Here is a 14,663-nt window from a genome sequence, read left to right on the forward strand (position 1 = left end):
GTTCCTGTCGAAGTCGAAGAAGAAGGTTCAAAGCGTGCGGGCGATCAGCTCGCGCATGACCTCCGAGGCGCCGCCGTAAATCCGGTTGGGCCGCACATCGGTGTAGGCGCGGGCGATGGGGTATTCGCGCATGTAGCCGTAGCCGCCGTGGAACTGCAGCAGGTCGTCGATGGCGCTGGTGGCCTCGGAAGCCCACAGCTTGGCCATGGCCGCGCCGCCGGCGTCGAGTTCGCCGTCCAGGTACTGTTGCACGCAGCCGTCGACGAAGGCACGGGTGGCGGCGGCCAGGGTCTTGATGTCGGCCAGCTTGAAACGGATGTGCTGGTTGTCGATCAAGGCTTTGTCGAAGGCGCGCCTGTCCTTGGTGTAGTCCACCGTCCATTGCAGCGCGCTCTCCAGCGCCATGGCGCAGCGCACCGCGATCATCAGGCGCTCGCGCACCAGTTCCTTCATCAGGTAGCCGAAGCCCTGCCCCGGTTCGCCCAGCATGTCCTCGTCCGGCACGAACATGTCCTGGAAAAAGAGTTCGGCCGTGTCCTGTGCCTTTTGCCCGACCTTGTCCAGGAGACGGCCGCGCGTGAATCCCGGCGTCGCGGCGTCGACCCAGAACAGGCTGATGCCGCGCGCGCCCGCGGCGGGATCAGTCTTGGCCACCACCAGCACGCGGTCGGCATGGAAGCCGTTGGTGATGAAGGTCTTCTGGCCGTTGATGACGTAGCCGCCCTGCGCCTTGGCCGCCGCGGTGCGGATGGCCTTGACGTCGCTGCCCGCGCCCGGCTCGGTCATCGCGATGGACGCCACGATGTCGCCCTGTGCCATGCCGGGCAGGTCGCGCAGCTTCTGGCGCTCGCTGCCGAAGTTCAGCAGATAGGGCGCGACGATGTCGGAATGGGTGGTGAAGCCGGTGACGCCGGTGGCCAGCGCGCGGGCGATCTCCTCCACCACGATGATGGTGTGCAGGAAATCGCCGCCGCCCCCGCCGTATTCCTCGGGTGTGCTGGGCAGCAGGATGCCGGCCGCGCCGGCCTTGCGCCACAAGTCGCGCGGCACCAGGCCTTCCTGTTCCCATTGGTAGTGGTGGGGCGTGATCTCATCCGCGATGAAGCGCGCCACGGTGTCGCGGAACAGTTCGTGCTCCGCCGAGAAAAGCTTGCGCCGCTGGTTCATGCCATCTCCTGATCTGTCATGGTGGGCCGCCTAGGCTTGCGGCCAGTAGCGCTGCTTGACCAGGCGCTTGAGCAGCTTGCCGGTCTCGGTGCGCGGCATATCGCTGGAAAAGTCCACGCTCTTGGGGCACTTGATGGGCGAGATCCGGTCGCGGCAATAGGCGATCAGCTGCTGCGCCAGGTCGGAGCTGGCAGCGGCGGGATCGCGCAATTGCACGACCGCCTTGACCTCCTCGCCGAACTCCGCGTTCGGCACGCCCACCACCGCCACGTCGGCCACCGCCGGATGCGTGCTCAGCAAGTTCTCCGCTTCCTGGGGATAGATGTTGACCCCGCCCGACACGATCATGTTGGAAAGGCGATCGGTCAGGTACAGATAGCCGTCCTGGTCCAGGTAGCCGATATCGCCATAGGTGGCCCAGCCGCGCGCGTTGTAGGCGCCGCGCGTCTTGTCCGGATCCTTGTGGTATTCGAAGGAACCGCCGCCCGAAAAATAGATGACGCCGGGCTGGCCCAAGGGCAATTCGTTCAACCCATCCTCGCTCATGATGTGCGCCTGGCCGAACTCCGGCCGGCCGACCGAGCCGCGGTGCGCCAGCCACTCATGGGAGCCCAGCGAGGTGCGCCCCACCAGTTCGGTGCCGCTGTAGTACTCGTACAGGATCGGCCCCCACCACGCGATCATGGCTTCCTTGACGTCGGCCGGGCACGGCGCGGCCGCATGCACCGCGTAGCGCAGCGTGGACAGGTCGTGGCGCGCACGCGCTTCCTGCGGCAGGCGCAGCAGGCGGATGAACATGGTCGGCACCCATTGCGAATGCGTGACGCCGTAGGTGGCAATCGCCTCAAGCGCCGCGGCCGCGTCGAATTTTTCCATCATGACGCAGCTGCCGCCTGCGCGCAGCGCCGCCATGTTCCAGCGCACCGGGGCCGCGTGATAGAACGGCGCGGTGGACAGATAGACCGTGTCGCGGTCGAAGGCCTTCCAGGCGCTGCTGGGCGCGTCGCCGACGCGGAAGTAGCGGTTGGCCACGGACAGCGGGCGCTTGATGCCCTTGGGCAGGCCGGTGGTGCCGGACGAATACAGGAAGTCCGTGCCTTCCGGGGTTTCTGGCAGGGCCACGTCATCGGCATAACGCCCGACCCAAGCCTCGTACTGGATCGCGCTGGCGTCCGCGCCGTCCATGCAGACGCGCAGCACGCCGCGCGCATCCAGGCTGTCCGCATCCGTTTCGGCCTGTGTGTGGCCGGAGTAGAACAGCACGCGCGCATCGCAGTTGTCGATGATGTAGCGCGCCTCGTCGCGTTTGAGATGGCGGCTGATGGTGGTGTAGTACAGGCCGATACGGTGCGCGGCCCACAGCAGTTCGAAGAAGCGCGGATGGTTTTCCAGGAACACCGCGATCACATCGCCGGCCTGCAGGCCGGCGTCCAGCAGGGCCGCCGCGCATTTGCGGCTGCGCTGCTCCAGTTCGCGCCAGGTCACCGTGGTTCCCGACGGAATCATGCGATAGGCGATGCGGTCGGGCATCTGCCGGGCATGGTCTTCAAGTGCGGACATGAGGACTCTCCAGTTTGCTCAATGCGCCAGGCTGGCGACGCCGTTGCTCAGCACCACGGTGCCGCGCTCATGGGCCAGTGCGCGGAATTGCAGGTTGTCGCCGTCGCGCCAGATCTCCACGCGCAGCGTCTCGCCCGGGAAGAACGGCGCCGAAAAGCGCGCGGCGATGGCGCCCAGGCGTTGTGGCGTCGAGGACGCGCAAGCCTGCAGCAGGGCACGCGCCGCCATGCCGTAGGTGCAAAGGCCATGCAGGATAGGCCGGTCAAAGCCGGCCGCTTGCGCCATATGAGGCAGCGCATGCACCGGATTGAGATCGCCGTTCAGGCGGTAGAGCAAGGCCTGCTGCGGCAGCGTGGACAGCAGCACGACTTGGTCGGGTTCGCGTTGCGGCGTGGCCGGCAGGGCTTCGGGCGCTTCGTCGCCCTGGCCGAAGCCGCCATCGGCGCGGCAGAACGACACATGTTCCACCGTGGCCAGCGGCGCCCCGCTATCGGCGTCGGAAATGTCGCGCACGGTCACCACCAGCGCGCCCTTGCTGGCGCCCTTGTCCACCACCCGCGTGACGCGGGTCTGGCTGCGCACGCAGCCGGCCGCGGCCAGCGGAGCATGGAAGGTCATGCGGTGCTCGCCGTGCAGGATCTTGAGCCAGTCTATGCCGGTGGCCGGATCCGCCGCCCAGCCGTTGGGCGCGCCGATGGTGGCCAGGAAGGTCGGCACCACGGCCGTCCCTTCTTCATGCACGTAGCGCAGCTCGGCTTGATCGGCCGGATCGCTGCCGTAACCCAGTCCCAGCGCATAGATCATGCAGTCGCGCGCGTTGTAGCGGTCGACGCGGTCCTCGAACTTCCAGTTGCGCAGGTTTTGATAATCGATTGCCATGAATCATGCCTCTCTGAGCATGCCGGCGGCGCCGTGCCGCCGGCATGTTGGTCATTCCGCCTTGATGCCGGCGGCCTTGATGATTTTTTCCCAGCGGTCCTTTTCCGACCGGATGAAGCTGTCGAATTCGGCCGACGTGCCGCCCAGCGGAATGCCGCCCTGCTGCGCCAGCTGCTTCTTCACTTCCTCGTCCGCCAGGACCGCGTTGAGCTCCGTGTTCAGGCGCGCCACCACGGCCGGCGGCGTGCGCGCCGCGACCAGCACGCCCAGCCAGGCGCCGACGTCGACGTCGGGATAGCCTTGCTCGGCCAGCGTCGGCACGTCGGGCAGGATCTGGCTGCGCTCGCGGGTGGTGACGGCCAGCGCCCGCAGCCTGCCGGCCTTGACCAGCGGCGCCACGGTGATGACGTTCTCGACCGTGAAGTCGACCTGCCCCGCGACCAGGTCGTTGGTCGCCGGCGCCGCGCCCTTGTAGGGCACGGTCACCGCGGTGAAATCCAGGCGGTTCTTCAGCAGTTCGCCGCCCAGGTGGCCCGACGTGCCGATCATGGAAACGGCCATGGACAGGTTGCCCTGCTTCTTGCGGGCATAGTCGCGGAACTCCGCCAGCGTCTTGACCGGCGCATTGGCATTGACCACCAGCGCATTCGGCATGGTGATGATGCGGATCACCGGAGCGAAGTCGGACATCGCGTAAGGCAATTTGCTGTACAGCGTGTAATTGACCGCGTTGGGCCCGCTGCTGCCCATGACCATCGTGTAGCCGTCGGGCTCGGCGCGCAGCAGGCCTTGCATGCCCAGGATGCCGGCTGCGCCCGCCATGTTTTCCACTACCACCGGCTGCCCCAACCGTTCGGACAGTTTCTTGCCGACTATGCGGCTGGTGATGTCCAGGATCCCGCCCGGCGAACTGGGCGCGATCAGACGCAGAGGTTTGTTCGGGTAGCCATCGGCCGCGCACGACATCTGCGGCAAGGCCATCGCTGTCATCAGGCTGGCCAGCACTGCCAGCGTGTTTCGCCTGCGTGTGTTCATGTATGTCTCCTGATAGTTCTATATGCCGCGGGCTTGTGGCGCCCGCTGTTGCGAATCCGCCGGGCGGACCCGTTACCGCTCGTCAATCCACCTTCATGCCGGTGGCGTCGACCACGCCCTGCCACTTCTTCACTTCGGACTTCAGGAAGGCGCGGGCCTCTTCGGGGCCGCCGGTCAGGGGCCGGGCGTAGATCCGGTCCATGAACTCCTGCACATCGGGCTGCTTGTTGATGTCGGCCACGGCTTCGGCCAGGGTCTTCAGCACCGGCGCCGGCACCTTGCCGGGCGCGGCCATGAAGTACACCGCTTCCACGTCGTAGCCCTTGAGTCCGGCCTCCTCGATGGTGGGCAGGTCCGGCATCGCCTTCATGCGTTCGCGCCCGGTCACGGCCAGCGCCTTCAGCTTCTTGGACTGCACCAGCGGAATCGCGGTGGAGACGCTGCCGAACATCATGTCGACCGTGCCCGACATCAGGTCCACCTCCGCCGGCGACACGCCCTTGTAGGGCACGTGGGTCATGTCGACCCCTGCCATGACCTTGAACAGTTCACCCGCCAGATGGATGGACGAGCCCATGCCGGCGGAGGCGAATGTCAGCTTGTTGCCGCCCGCCTTGGCCTTGCGGATCAGGTCGTCGACGCCCTGGATGTTGGAGCCGGGCGGCACCACCAGAATGTTCGGCGTGGACGCCACCATGCCTATGGGCATCAGGTCGCGCTCCCAGTCGTAGGGATTGCGTTTCATGGCGGCGTTGGCCGCCACGTAGTTGGCCGCCATCGCGATGGTGTAGCCATCCGCTGGAGCTTGCGTCAGCGCCTGAATCGCGATATTGCCGCCGGCGCCCGGGCGGTTTTCCACGATGAAAGTCTGGTTGAAACGTTCGCCGAGCTTTTTGGCGTAAAGACGGGCGAGCAGGTCGGTGGCGCCGCCGGGCGCGAAGCCCACGTACACCCGCACCGGCTTGTCCGGATAAGCGTCGGCCCCGCTGGCTGCGCCTACGGCAGCCAGGCTCAGTACCGCGGCCAACAATCCCTTCAACATTGCCATGAGTCGATCTCCTTCCGATTTTTTTAGAGATATGGGAATGCCGGGCCAACTAATTCCGACATGCCGAACAGTATAACGATGTGCCGATATCAATTGTCAACATTTCCGATGGTGTGTATATTTGTTCGGGACCTCGGAATAAACTCAAACCTGCTTGGCGCATTACCCGAGATGTCGGATTTCGGCCTAGGGCGCCTTGCACCATCAGCTACAGAAGGGGAATGAAGATGGACCTGCAACTCACCGGTAAAGTCGCTGTTATCACGGGTTCCGGCCGCGGCATCGGCTATGCGTCGGCGCTGGCCCTGGCGCAGGAAGGCGCCCGCATCGTCATTACCGACATCAACCCCGAATCGGTGGAACAGGCCGTCGGCAGCCTGCAGCAGGCCGGCCACGACGCTATCGGCGCCGTGCTCGACGTCTGCGATCCCGACCAGGTCCAGACCATGGCCGAACTGGCCGCGCACAAGTTCGGCGGCATCGACATCCTGGTCAACAACGCCGGCTTCACCCGCGACAAGTACCTGCTCAAGATGCCGGTGGAAGATTGGGATTCGGTGGTCGACACCATCCTCAAGGGCGCTTACTACTGCACCAAGGCCGCCCTGCCCTCCATGATGGAAAGGAAGTGGGGCCGCGTGATCAACATCGCCTCGCGCGCGCACTGGGGCAATCCCGGCCAGACCAACTACTCGGCCGCCAAGGCCGGCCTGATCGGCTTCACCCGCGCGCTGGCGCTGGAACAGGGCAAGTTCAACATCACCGCCAACGCCATCGCCCCGGGCCTGATCGAAACGCCGCTGGTGCGCGGCCTGTCCACCTACGAGACCCTGCGCGCCAACGCGCTGGCGCGCCAGCCGGTGCCGCGCCTGGGCGCGGTCGAGGACATCGCCAACGCCGTGGCCTTCCTGGCGTCCGAGCGGTCCTCCTTCATCACGGGCGAACTGCTGCACGTGACCGGCGGCCGCTACGCTTCGTAAGACGTCCCTCCACTCCGGAATCCGATCAGCCATGCAAAGCGCAAGCCCTGCCAGCCCCTCTTCGTGTCCAGCCCGGCAGCCGCTGGAAGTCGGCCACAGCTTCGAGTCGGCCGGCCGCACCATCACCGAGAGCGACATCGTCAACTTCGCCTGCCTGTCGGGCGATTTCAACCGTCTGCACGTCGACCATGAATACGCCAGCGCCACGCCCTTCGGCCAGCGCATCGCCCACGGCCTGCTGGTGTTGTCCGTGCTGTCCGGACTGACCACCCAGTCCAGCGGCTACCGCCAGCTGGAACCCTACGTACTGGCGCTGATCGACATCAACTGCCGTTTTCCCAAGCCCACCTTCATCGGCGACACCATCGTCGTGCGGGTCACGGTAACGGAGAAGGCCGGGCAATACCGGCCCGGCAAGGACAAGGTGGTGTTCCGGCGCGAAGCCATCAATCAGCGCGGCGAGGTGGTGGTCCAGGCCGACTTCGCCATGGTGCTGCGGTCCATGGAGGACGCGGCATGAAACCGTTCGCAGACCTGACCCGTTTCACCAATCCGCGCAATATCGCCGTGGTCGGCGCCTCCGCCCGCGAATCCAGCCAGGGACGCCGCCTGTACGACAACCTGGTGCTGCATTCGTCGGTGCCGGGCGAGGTGTATGCCGTCAATCCGGCCTATCAGGAGATCGGCGGCCGGCCCTGCTGGCCGTCCATCAGCGCCTTGCCCGAGGCCGATATCGACGTGGCCCTGATCATGATCAACGCCTCGCTGGTGCTGGATTCCCTGCGGCAATGCGCGGCGCGCGGCATTCCGTTCGCGGTGGTCATGACCTCCGGCTTCTCGGAAGCCGGCGAGGAAGGCCAGCGCCTGGAACGCGAGATCGCCCAGCTGTGCGAGGACACCGGCCTGCACGTCTACGGACCGAACTGTCCTGGCTTCGTCAATGTGCGCGACCGCCTAGGCATGACCTTCTCGCCCGCTTTCAAGGACGATCTGAACAGCGGTTCGATCGGCCTGGCGACCCAGGGCGGCGGACTGGGGCGCAACCTGCTGCAGGGCCTGTCCTATGGCCAGGGTGTGGGCCTGTGGTTTTCCGCAGGCAACGAGGTCGACCTGGAGATTCCGGACTTCATCGCCCACATGGCGAACGATCCGAAGATCGGCGTGATCGCCTTGCTGATGGAAGGCGTGAAGAACGGCAGGCGCTTGACCGCCGCGCTGGAGCTGGCGCGCGCCCGCCACAAGCCGGTGGTGGTGCTGAAAGTGGGACGTTCCGAAGCCGGCGTGCGCGCCGCGCAGTCGCATACGGCATCGGTGGCCGGCACCGCCGCCGTCAACAGCGCCGTGTTCCGCCAGTTCGGCGCGATTGAAGTCGACGACCTGGACCAGCTGCTGGCGGCCTCGCGCCTGCTGACGCGCATCACCCCCAAGAGCGGCAAGGGCCTGTGCATCTATACCTTCTCGGGCGGCACCGCCGCGCTGGCCGCCGACATTGCCGGCGCCGCCGGGCTGCCGATGGCGGTGTTCGCGCCTGAAACCAAGGCCGCCCTGCGCAAGCTGTTGCCGGATTTCGCCAGCATGGACAATCCGGTCGACACCACTGCCGACATCCTGCGCAACCCCGAGGCCTCGGCCGCCTGCCTGCGCGCGATATGCGCCGACCCGGCGGTAGGCACGGTGCTGTTCCCCATTCCCATGGACTACGGCAACATCACGGACGGCATGGCGCAGGCCATCGCCACGGTGGCGGCCGAAACCGAAACCCTGATCGTACCGGTCTGGATGAGCCGGCGCCTGGGCGGCGGCTTCCAGTTGCTGGAAACTGCCGGCCTGCTGCCCTTCCTGTCCTTGTCGGACGCGATCGCGGCCCTGTCCAAAGCCATACCGTGGCAGCGGGCCGAAGGCGTGACGGCTGCTGCGCCCCGCCACGCGGAAGGCCCGGCCGGCCAGGCCCGCATGCTCAGCGAAGCCGCGGCCAAATCCTTGCTGCGCGAAGCCGGCCTGCCGATTCCTGAAGGGCGGGTGGTCACCAGCGCCGAGCAGGCGGCCAGCGAGGCCGAGCGCCTGGGCTTTCCCGTGGTGATGAAAGTGGTCAGCGCCCAGATCGCGCACAAGACCGAAGCGGGCGGCGTCAAGCTGGGCATCGCCAACCCCAGCGCGGCGCGCGAGGCCTACGCGGCCATCCATGAGTCGGTCGCGCGCCATAGTCCGGACGCCATCATCGACGGCATCCTGGTGGAGCGCATGCTGCCGCCGGGTGGCCGCGAGGTGCTGGTCGGCGTGCATCGCGACGCGGCCTTCGGCCTGGTGCTGACCTTCGGCCTGGGCGGCATCTTCGTCGAAACCATCCGCGACGTGGCCCACCGCATGGTGCCGCTGTCGCGCGACGATGCACGCGCGCTGCTGCGCGAGATCCGCTACGCCGAAGTGCTGGACGGGGTGCGCGGCCAGCCGCCAGCCGATCTCGCCGCGCTGGAAGACCTGATCCTGCGGGTCTCGGACTTCGCCTGGAGCCACCGCGACGCCTTGCAGGAATTGGAGCTAAACCCGGTCTGGGTCGGCGCCGAGGGGCAAGGCGCGATGCCGTTGGACGCGCTGATCGGTCTGCGCCCCGACGCGGAGCCCGACCTGATGCAGCGCCGGCCATGACCGCCGCTGGACTTCTCTCATCGACCCTATCCGCCTAGGACTCGCATGGACTTCTCACTGGATTCTACCCAGATCGAATTGCGCGACTCGCTGCGCCGCTACCTGACGGCCGAAGTCGCGCCCATCGTCAACCGCTACGAGGCCGAAGCCCGCGTGGTGCCGCAGGAAATGGTCCGCGCCATGCGCGACTTCGGCCTGTTGGGCGGCATGCTGCAGGAAAAGGACGGCGGCTATGGCTTGCCGATGACGACCTACGGCATGCTGATAGCCGAGCTGGCGCGCGTCTGGCCGTCGCTGCGCAGCATCGTCAGCACCAGCAATCTGGCCGCCTCGGTGCTGAGCGACGGCGGCTCGCCTTATCTCAAGGAAAAGTACCTGCCGCGCGTCCTGTCGGGCGAGGCGATCGCCAGCTTCGCGCTCAGCGAACCGAACATCGGCTCCGACGCCGCCAATGTCGAAACGCGCGCAGTGGAAACCGCCACTGGCTGGCGCGTCAATGGCCGCAAGCTCTACATCAGCCTGGGCACGGTGTGCGAACTGGGCGTGGTGTTCGTGCAGACCCAGCGTCAAAGCGGCGAACGGGGCGTGTCCTGCCTGCTGTTCGAGCGCGCCATGCCGGGCTTCTCGTCCAGTCCCATCGACAAGATGGGCATGCTGAGCTGCCCGCTGGGCGAGCTGCTGTTCGAAGACGTGGAGATCCCCGCGGCCAACCTGATCGGCACCGAGGGCAAGGGCTTCGCGCTGGCCAAGAAATACCTCAACATCGGCCGCTGCGTGGTGGCGTTCTCGGCGCTGGGCATTGCCGAGGCGGCCTATGAGGCAGCGGTAAAATACGCCGGCGACCGGGTCCAGTTCGGCCGGCCCATCGGCGGCTTCCAGCTGGTGCAGCATATGATCGCCGACATGATGACGCTGGTCGAAACCTCGCGCCTGTTGTGCTGGCGCGCCGCCGACGCGCTGGACCGCAACGCCGCCGACAGCCAGATGCTATGTTCGATGGCCAAGCGCCACGCCACCGACGCCGTGCTGCGCGTGGCCGAACTGTCCATGCAGGTGCATGGCGGCGCGGGCTACACCACGCTGTTCCCCGTCGAGCGTCATTACCGCGACGCCCGCCACCTGAGCATTGCCGAAGGCACCAACCAGATCCAGGCCCTGCTCATGGCGCAGAGCGTACTGGGCATTTCCGCGTTGAAATGACCGACTACGCAACCGCCCGGGCCGGCTCCCCACTCAACTCCGACATCCTATGCCGCAAATCCTTCCTACCGCACAGCGTGTACTGCAAGTCTTCGAAGTCTATGCGCGGGAACGCCGTCCCCTGACGAACTCGGAAATGGCGCGCTTTCTCGATCTGGCCGACAGCAGCTGCTCGGACCTGCTCTATACGCTGCGTCAGGCGGGCTACCTGCTGCGCACGCCGAAATCGCGCTACTTCCACCCCACGGGCAGGCTGCTCGACGTGGCCCAGGGCATCTCGGCGGCCGACCCGCTGCAGTCCTTCGCTTCCGAAGCGCTGGAGATCCTGACGCGCCAGTCCGGCGAATCGTCGATGTGCGGCTTGCTCGACGGCAACAAGGTGAAGATCTACGCCAGCCAGGAGAGCCCGCGCGCCTTGCGCTACGTGGTGAAGGCCGGCACCACCTTCGACCTGCAGGCCGCGGCATTGGGCAAGGCCTTGCTGGGCGAGATGGATGCGGCGGAACGCAATGCGCTCATCGATACGCTGCCGTTCGAACACGTCACGGCGAGCACCATCACCAACCCCGCTACCTTGCGCGCGCAGATCGAATCGCAGCTATCCAAGCACTACTTCAACAGCCGCGACGAAGGCAATGAAGGCGTATCGGCGGTCGGCATCGCGGGACGCGTGGGCGGGCAGCTGACCGCCCTTTCCATCGTCGGCCCGACCCACCGCATGGACGCCAACATGGAGCAGTACATCCAGATCATCCTGGACGCGCGCGCCGAATTCTTCGAATCCTGAGCACCCGATACATCATGGAGTGACGATAGACATGGCTGGTCCCCTGAGCGGATTTACGGTGGTGGAAATGGCGGGCATAGGGCCCGGCCCCTTCTGCGCCATGATGTTGGCGGACATGGGCGCGGACGTGATCCGCATCGATCGGCTGACGCCCGGGTTCCTGGGCGGCGGCGGCACCATCATCGACCGGGGCCGCCGCACGATCGCGCTGGACCTCAAGCAACCCGGCGCGACCGACATCGTGCTGCGGCTGCTGGACCGCGCGGACGCCTTGCTGGAAGGCTTCCGGCCTGGCGTCATGGAAAGGCTGGGCCTGGGACCCGAGGAATGCCTCGCGCGCAATCCGCGCCTGGTGTACGGGCGCATGACGGGCTGGGGCCAGGACGGCCCACTGGCGCAAGCGGCCGGCCATGATTTGAACTACATCGCCATCACCGGCGCGCTGCACGCCATGGGACATGCCGGGCTGCCGCCAACGCCGCCGCTGCATCTGGTCGGCGACATGGGCGGCGGCGCCATGATGCTGGCCTTCGGCGTGCTTTGCGGCCTGCTCGAGGCTGGCCGCACGGGCCGGGGCCAGGTGGTGGACGCGGCCATCTGCGACGGCGCTTCCCTGCTGGCCAGCGCCTACCACGGCAAATTGCAAAGCGGCGACTGGGTCAACCAGCGCCAGGCCAACATGCTGGACGGCGGCGCCCACTTCTACGGCTGCTATGCCTGCGCGGATGGCAAGTACGTTTCCATCGGCGCGATCGAGCCGCAGTTCTACCGCCTGCTGCTGGAGCGCTGCGGCATCGACGACCCGGACTTCCAGCAGCAATGGGAGCGCGCGCAATGGCCGCCGCTGCGCGCCAAGCTGGCCGGCATCATTGCCGGCAAAACCCGCGAGCAATGGTGCGCGCTGCTCGAAGGCACCGACGCCTGCTTCGCGCCGGTGCTCGACTTCGAGGAAGCGCCACAACATCCCCACCATCAGGCGCGCGGCAGCTTCATCGAAACCGGCGGCATCGTGCATCCCGCCCCCGCGCCGCGCCTTTCGCGCACGCCGGGACAGGCCGGCGCCGTGCCCGCACCCGGCGCGCACACGGAAGAATTGCTGGCGGAACTGGGCCTGGCGCAAGCCGAGATCCAGGCATTGCGCGAGCGCGGCGCCATCGCCTGACGGCCCGCGGCAACTTGCGGCCAGGCCCGCATGGCGCGGCCTGGCCATCCCGGAAGGCAGACATGGAGACCGATACGATGCAAGTCATCTCTAGCGAATTCAAGACCCTGCTCTATACCGTCGAAGGCGGCGTCGCCACCATCACCTTGAACCGTCCCGCCCAGCGCAATGCGCTGGACATGGTCATGCGCGAAGAGCTGGCCCATCTGGTGGGCCAGATCCGGCGCGACCGCGGCGTGCGTGTCGTGATCCTGGCCGGCGCCGGCGGCGCCTTCTGCTCGGGCGGTGACATCGCCACCATGGGTTCGGGCGGTTCCGCCGAAGAAGCGCACCAACGCATGGCCGGCCTGCTGCAGACGATAGAAGGCCTGATCACGCTGGACCGGCCGGTGATCGCGGCGGTGGATGGCCCCGCCTATGGCGCCGGACTGGGCCTGGCCCTGACCGCCGACCTGATCCTGGCCTCGCCGCGGGCGCGCTTTTGCCTGTCCTTCCTGCGGCTGGGCGCTATCCCCGACTGCGCGACCATGTACACCCTGCCGCGCATGGTGGGCCTGCAACGCGCCAAGGAACTGGCCTTCTCCACCCGCGAATTCCAGGCCGAGGAAGCGAAGGAGATGGGCATCGTGTTCGAGATCCAGCCGCAGGAACGGATCCACGCGCGCGCGCGGCAGATCGCGCTGTCCATGGCCGAACTGCCCATGGCGGCGCTGGCGATCACCAAGCGCGGCTTCAACGCGTCGCTCAACAGCGACCTGAACGCGATGCTGGACCTGGAGGCTGCCGGCCAGGGCGTGGCCCGTTCCACCGAGTACCACCGCGAGGCGGCAGGGCGTTTCATGGACAAGGTGGCGCAGCGCTTCCAATGGCCGGCGAATGAGGCCGGATAGGCCATCGCCATCGCGCGAAAGCAACAGATTGCCCCCAAATTCGCCGACAACCGCCCCCTTATGAAATAAACCGTCACATATTACGATTACTTTCAATCCATAATCTACGCAAGAAAATGCCACCGGCGTAGGGGGCCCGTTCTTGCGATGAAAGTCCTTTCCATATTCGGGACCCGTCCCGAAGCGATCAAGATGGCGCCCCTGGTGGCCGCGTTGCAAGGCGAACCCCGGATCCAGAGCGTCGTCTGCGTGACGGGCCAGCATCGCGAGATGCTGGATCAGGTGATGGCCTTGTTCGATCTGCGGGCGCAGCACGACCTGGACATCATGGTGCCCAACCAGACGCTCAACGGCCTGTATGCGCGGCTGATCAGCCGGGTGGACAGCGTGCTGGAGGCGGAGCAGCCCGATTGCGTGCTCGTCCATGGCGACACCAGCACCGCGTCGGCCTGCGCGCTGGCCTCTTTCCACCGCCGCGCGCGCATCGGCCACGTCGAAGCCGGCCTGCGCACCGGCGATCTGGCCAAGCCCTTTCCCGAGGAAATGAACCGCCGCGTGGTCGATGCGGTGGGCGACTGGCTGTTTGCGCCCACGGCGCAATCGCGCGCCAACCTGCTGCGCGAAAACCTGTCGGGGCGCATCACGGTCACCGGCAATACCGTGATCGACGCGCTGGCCCTGACCTGCGGCAAGCTCGCCCCCGAGGGCGCGCTGGCGCAGCAACTGGCGACACGCTACGGCTGGCTGGATCCGCAGCGCCGCCTGTTGCTGGTCACCGGGCACCGGCGCGAAAGCTTCGGCGACGGCTTCCGGCATATCTGCGCCGCCCTGGCCGAACTGGCGCGGCGCGAGGATCTGCAGATCGTCTATCCCGTGCACCTGAATCCGCAAGTGCGCAACGTAGTAATGGCGCAGCTGGACGGCCTGTCGCGCGTGCACCTGATCGCCCCGCTGGATTACCTGGACTTCGTCTGGTTCATGCAGCGCGCCTACCTGATACTGACCGACTCGGGCGGTGTGCAGGAAGAAGCGCCCTACCTGGGCAAGCCGGTGCTGGTGATGCGCGACGTCACCGAGCGCCCGGAGGCCGTGCAGGCCGGCACCGTGACGCTGGTCGGCACCGACACGCAGCGCATCCTGGCCGAAGTGAACCGCCTGCTCGACCACCCTGAACTGCACGCCGCTTTCTCGCGCCGCATCAATCCCTATGGCGACGGCCTCGCCAGCCAGCGCATCGTCGACGCGCTCTGCGGCCGCGCCGTCACCGAGTTTTCGCCTCAAGCGCCTGCCGCGGCCCGCTAGCCGCACC

The 14,663-nt window shown here is 66.7% G+C and carries 13 protein-coding genes; 8 read left to right on the forward strand and 5 right to left on the reverse strand.

The features are described 5' to 3' along the window. Window positions 1-27 precede the first annotated feature (27 nt). From AC6LKD_RS09330 to AC6LKD_RS09350, 5 genes are all read right to left on the reverse strand, one after another. Window positions 28-1,167: an acyl-CoA dehydrogenase family protein gene (locus AC6LKD_RS09330; RefSeq protein ID WP_013392379.1), complete on the reverse strand. Its 1,140-nt coding sequence runs from the start codon at window positions 1,165-1,167 to the stop codon at window positions 28-30. Between the two features lie 30 nt (window positions 1,168-1,197). Further along, window positions 1,198-2,727 carry an AMP-binding protein gene (locus tag AC6LKD_RS09335; protein WP_013392378.1) on the reverse strand — a complete coding sequence of 510 codons (1,530 nt, stop codon included), beginning with the start codon at window positions 2,725-2,727 and terminating at the stop codon, window positions 1,198-1,200. Between the two features lie 18 nt (window positions 2,728-2,745). Beyond that, a complete protein-coding gene (locus tag AC6LKD_RS09340; protein ID WP_498115988.1) occupies window positions 2,746-3,606 on the reverse strand; it encodes a MaoC family dehydratase in 861 nt (286 codons plus the stop codon). A gap of 51 nt (window positions 3,607-3,657) precedes the next feature. Then, a complete protein-coding gene (locus AC6LKD_RS09345; protein ID WP_498115989.1) occupies window positions 3,658-4,641 on the reverse strand; it encodes a Bug family tripartite tricarboxylate transporter substrate binding protein in 984 nt (327 codons plus the stop codon). Between the two features lie 82 nt (window positions 4,642-4,723). Then, on the reverse strand, window positions 4,724-5,689 hold the full coding sequence (locus AC6LKD_RS09350; RefSeq protein ID WP_013392375.1) for a Bug family tripartite tricarboxylate transporter substrate binding protein: 966 nt from the start codon (window positions 5,687-5,689) through the stop codon (window positions 4,724-4,726). Window positions 5,690-5,916: 227 nt separating this feature from the next. Between AC6LKD_RS09350 and fabG the strand changes: the two genes are divergently transcribed. The 8 genes from fabG to wecB all read left to right on the forward strand — a co-directional run bounded on the left by fabG (window position 5,917) and on the right by wecB (window position 14,656). Next, a complete protein-coding gene (fabG, locus tag AC6LKD_RS09355; RefSeq protein ID WP_498115990.1) occupies window positions 5,917-6,669 on the forward strand; it encodes a 3-oxoacyl-ACP reductase FabG in 753 nt (250 codons plus the stop codon). 31 nt (window positions 6,670-6,700) lie between these two features. Beyond that, a complete protein-coding gene (locus AC6LKD_RS09360) occupies window positions 6,701-7,189 on the forward strand; it encodes a MaoC/PaaZ C-terminal domain-containing protein (protein ID WP_498115991.1) in 489 nt (162 codons plus the stop codon). After that, window positions 7,186-9,315: an acetate--CoA ligase family protein gene (locus AC6LKD_RS09365; RefSeq protein ID WP_498115992.1), complete on the forward strand. Its 2,130-nt coding sequence runs from the start codon at window positions 7,186-7,188 to the stop codon at window positions 9,313-9,315. The genes AC6LKD_RS09360 and AC6LKD_RS09365 overlap by 4 nt, the downstream gene beginning before the upstream one ends. Before the next feature lie 45 nt (window positions 9,316-9,360). Further along, a complete protein-coding gene (locus tag AC6LKD_RS09370; RefSeq protein WP_498115993.1) occupies window positions 9,361-10,515 on the forward strand; it encodes an acyl-CoA dehydrogenase family protein in 1,155 nt (384 codons plus the stop codon). A 49-nt stretch (window positions 10,516-10,564) separates the two neighbouring features. Further along, entirely contained in the window at window positions 10,565-11,302 is a 738-nt protein-coding gene (locus tag AC6LKD_RS09375) for an IclR family transcriptional regulator (RefSeq protein WP_013392370.1), read from the forward strand. A gap of 31 nt (window positions 11,303-11,333) precedes the next feature. Further along, the gene (locus AC6LKD_RS09380; RefSeq protein WP_498115994.1) at window positions 11,334-12,464 is read left to right on the forward strand and encodes a CaiB/BaiF CoA transferase family protein; all 1,131 of its coding nucleotides are present in this window, start codon (window positions 11,334-11,336) and stop codon (window positions 12,462-12,464) included. Between the two features lie 62 nt (window positions 12,465-12,526). After that, on the forward strand, window positions 12,527-13,354 hold the full coding sequence (locus AC6LKD_RS09385) for an enoyl-CoA hydratase/isomerase family protein (protein WP_498115995.1): 828 nt from the start codon (window positions 12,527-12,529) through the stop codon (window positions 13,352-13,354). 147 nt (window positions 13,355-13,501) lie between these two features. Beyond that, window positions 13,502-14,656, forward strand: coding sequence for a non-hydrolyzing UDP-N-acetylglucosamine 2-epimerase (gene wecB, locus AC6LKD_RS09390; protein WP_013392367.1), 1,155 nt, complete (start codon window positions 13,502-13,504; stop codon window positions 14,654-14,656). The last annotated feature ends 7 nt before the right edge of the window (window positions 14,657-14,663 follow it).

This window comes from Achromobacter sp. D7-1, from assembly GCF_059760445.1.

Excerpts from the sequence above, each read along its gene's own strand:
- AC6LKD_RS09330 (WP_013392379.1), bottom strand. The coding sequence starts at position 1,167 with ATGAACCAGCGGCGCAAGCTTTTCTCGGCGGAGCACGAACTGTTCCGC.
- AC6LKD_RS09335 (WP_013392378.1), bottom strand. The coding sequence starts at position 2,727 with ATGTCCGCACTTGAAGACCATGCCCGGCAGATGCCCGACCGCATCGCC.
- AC6LKD_RS09340 (WP_498115988.1), bottom strand. The coding sequence starts at position 3,606 with ATGGCAATCGATTATCAAAACCTGCGCAACTGGAAGTTCGAGGACCGC.
- AC6LKD_RS09345 (WP_498115989.1), bottom strand. The coding sequence starts at position 4,641 with ATGAACACACGCAGGCGAAACACGCTGGCAGTGCTGGCCAGCCTGATG.
- AC6LKD_RS09350 (WP_013392375.1), bottom strand. The coding sequence starts at position 5,689 with ATGGCAATGTTGAAGGGATTGTTGGCCGCGGTACTGAGCCTGGCTGCC.
- fabG (WP_498115990.1), top strand. The coding sequence starts at position 5,917 with ATGGACCTGCAACTCACCGGTAAAGTCGCTGTTATCACGGGTTCCGGC.
- AC6LKD_RS09360 (WP_498115991.1), top strand. The coding sequence starts at position 6,701 with ATGCAAAGCGCAAGCCCTGCCAGCCCCTCTTCGTGTCCAGCCCGGCAG.
- AC6LKD_RS09365 (WP_498115992.1), top strand. The coding sequence starts at position 7,186 with ATGAAACCGTTCGCAGACCTGACCCGTTTCACCAATCCGCGCAATATC.
- AC6LKD_RS09370 (WP_498115993.1), top strand. The coding sequence starts at position 9,361 with ATGGACTTCTCACTGGATTCTACCCAGATCGAATTGCGCGACTCGCTG.
- AC6LKD_RS09375 (WP_013392370.1), top strand. The coding sequence starts at position 10,565 with ATGCCGCAAATCCTTCCTACCGCACAGCGTGTACTGCAAGTCTTCGAA.
- AC6LKD_RS09380 (WP_498115994.1), top strand. The coding sequence starts at position 11,334 with ATGGCTGGTCCCCTGAGCGGATTTACGGTGGTGGAAATGGCGGGCATA.
- AC6LKD_RS09385 (WP_498115995.1), top strand. The coding sequence starts at position 12,527 with ATGGAGACCGATACGATGCAAGTCATCTCTAGCGAATTCAAGACCCTG.
- wecB (WP_013392367.1), top strand. The coding sequence starts at position 13,502 with ATGAAAGTCCTTTCCATATTCGGGACCCGTCCCGAAGCGATCAAGATG.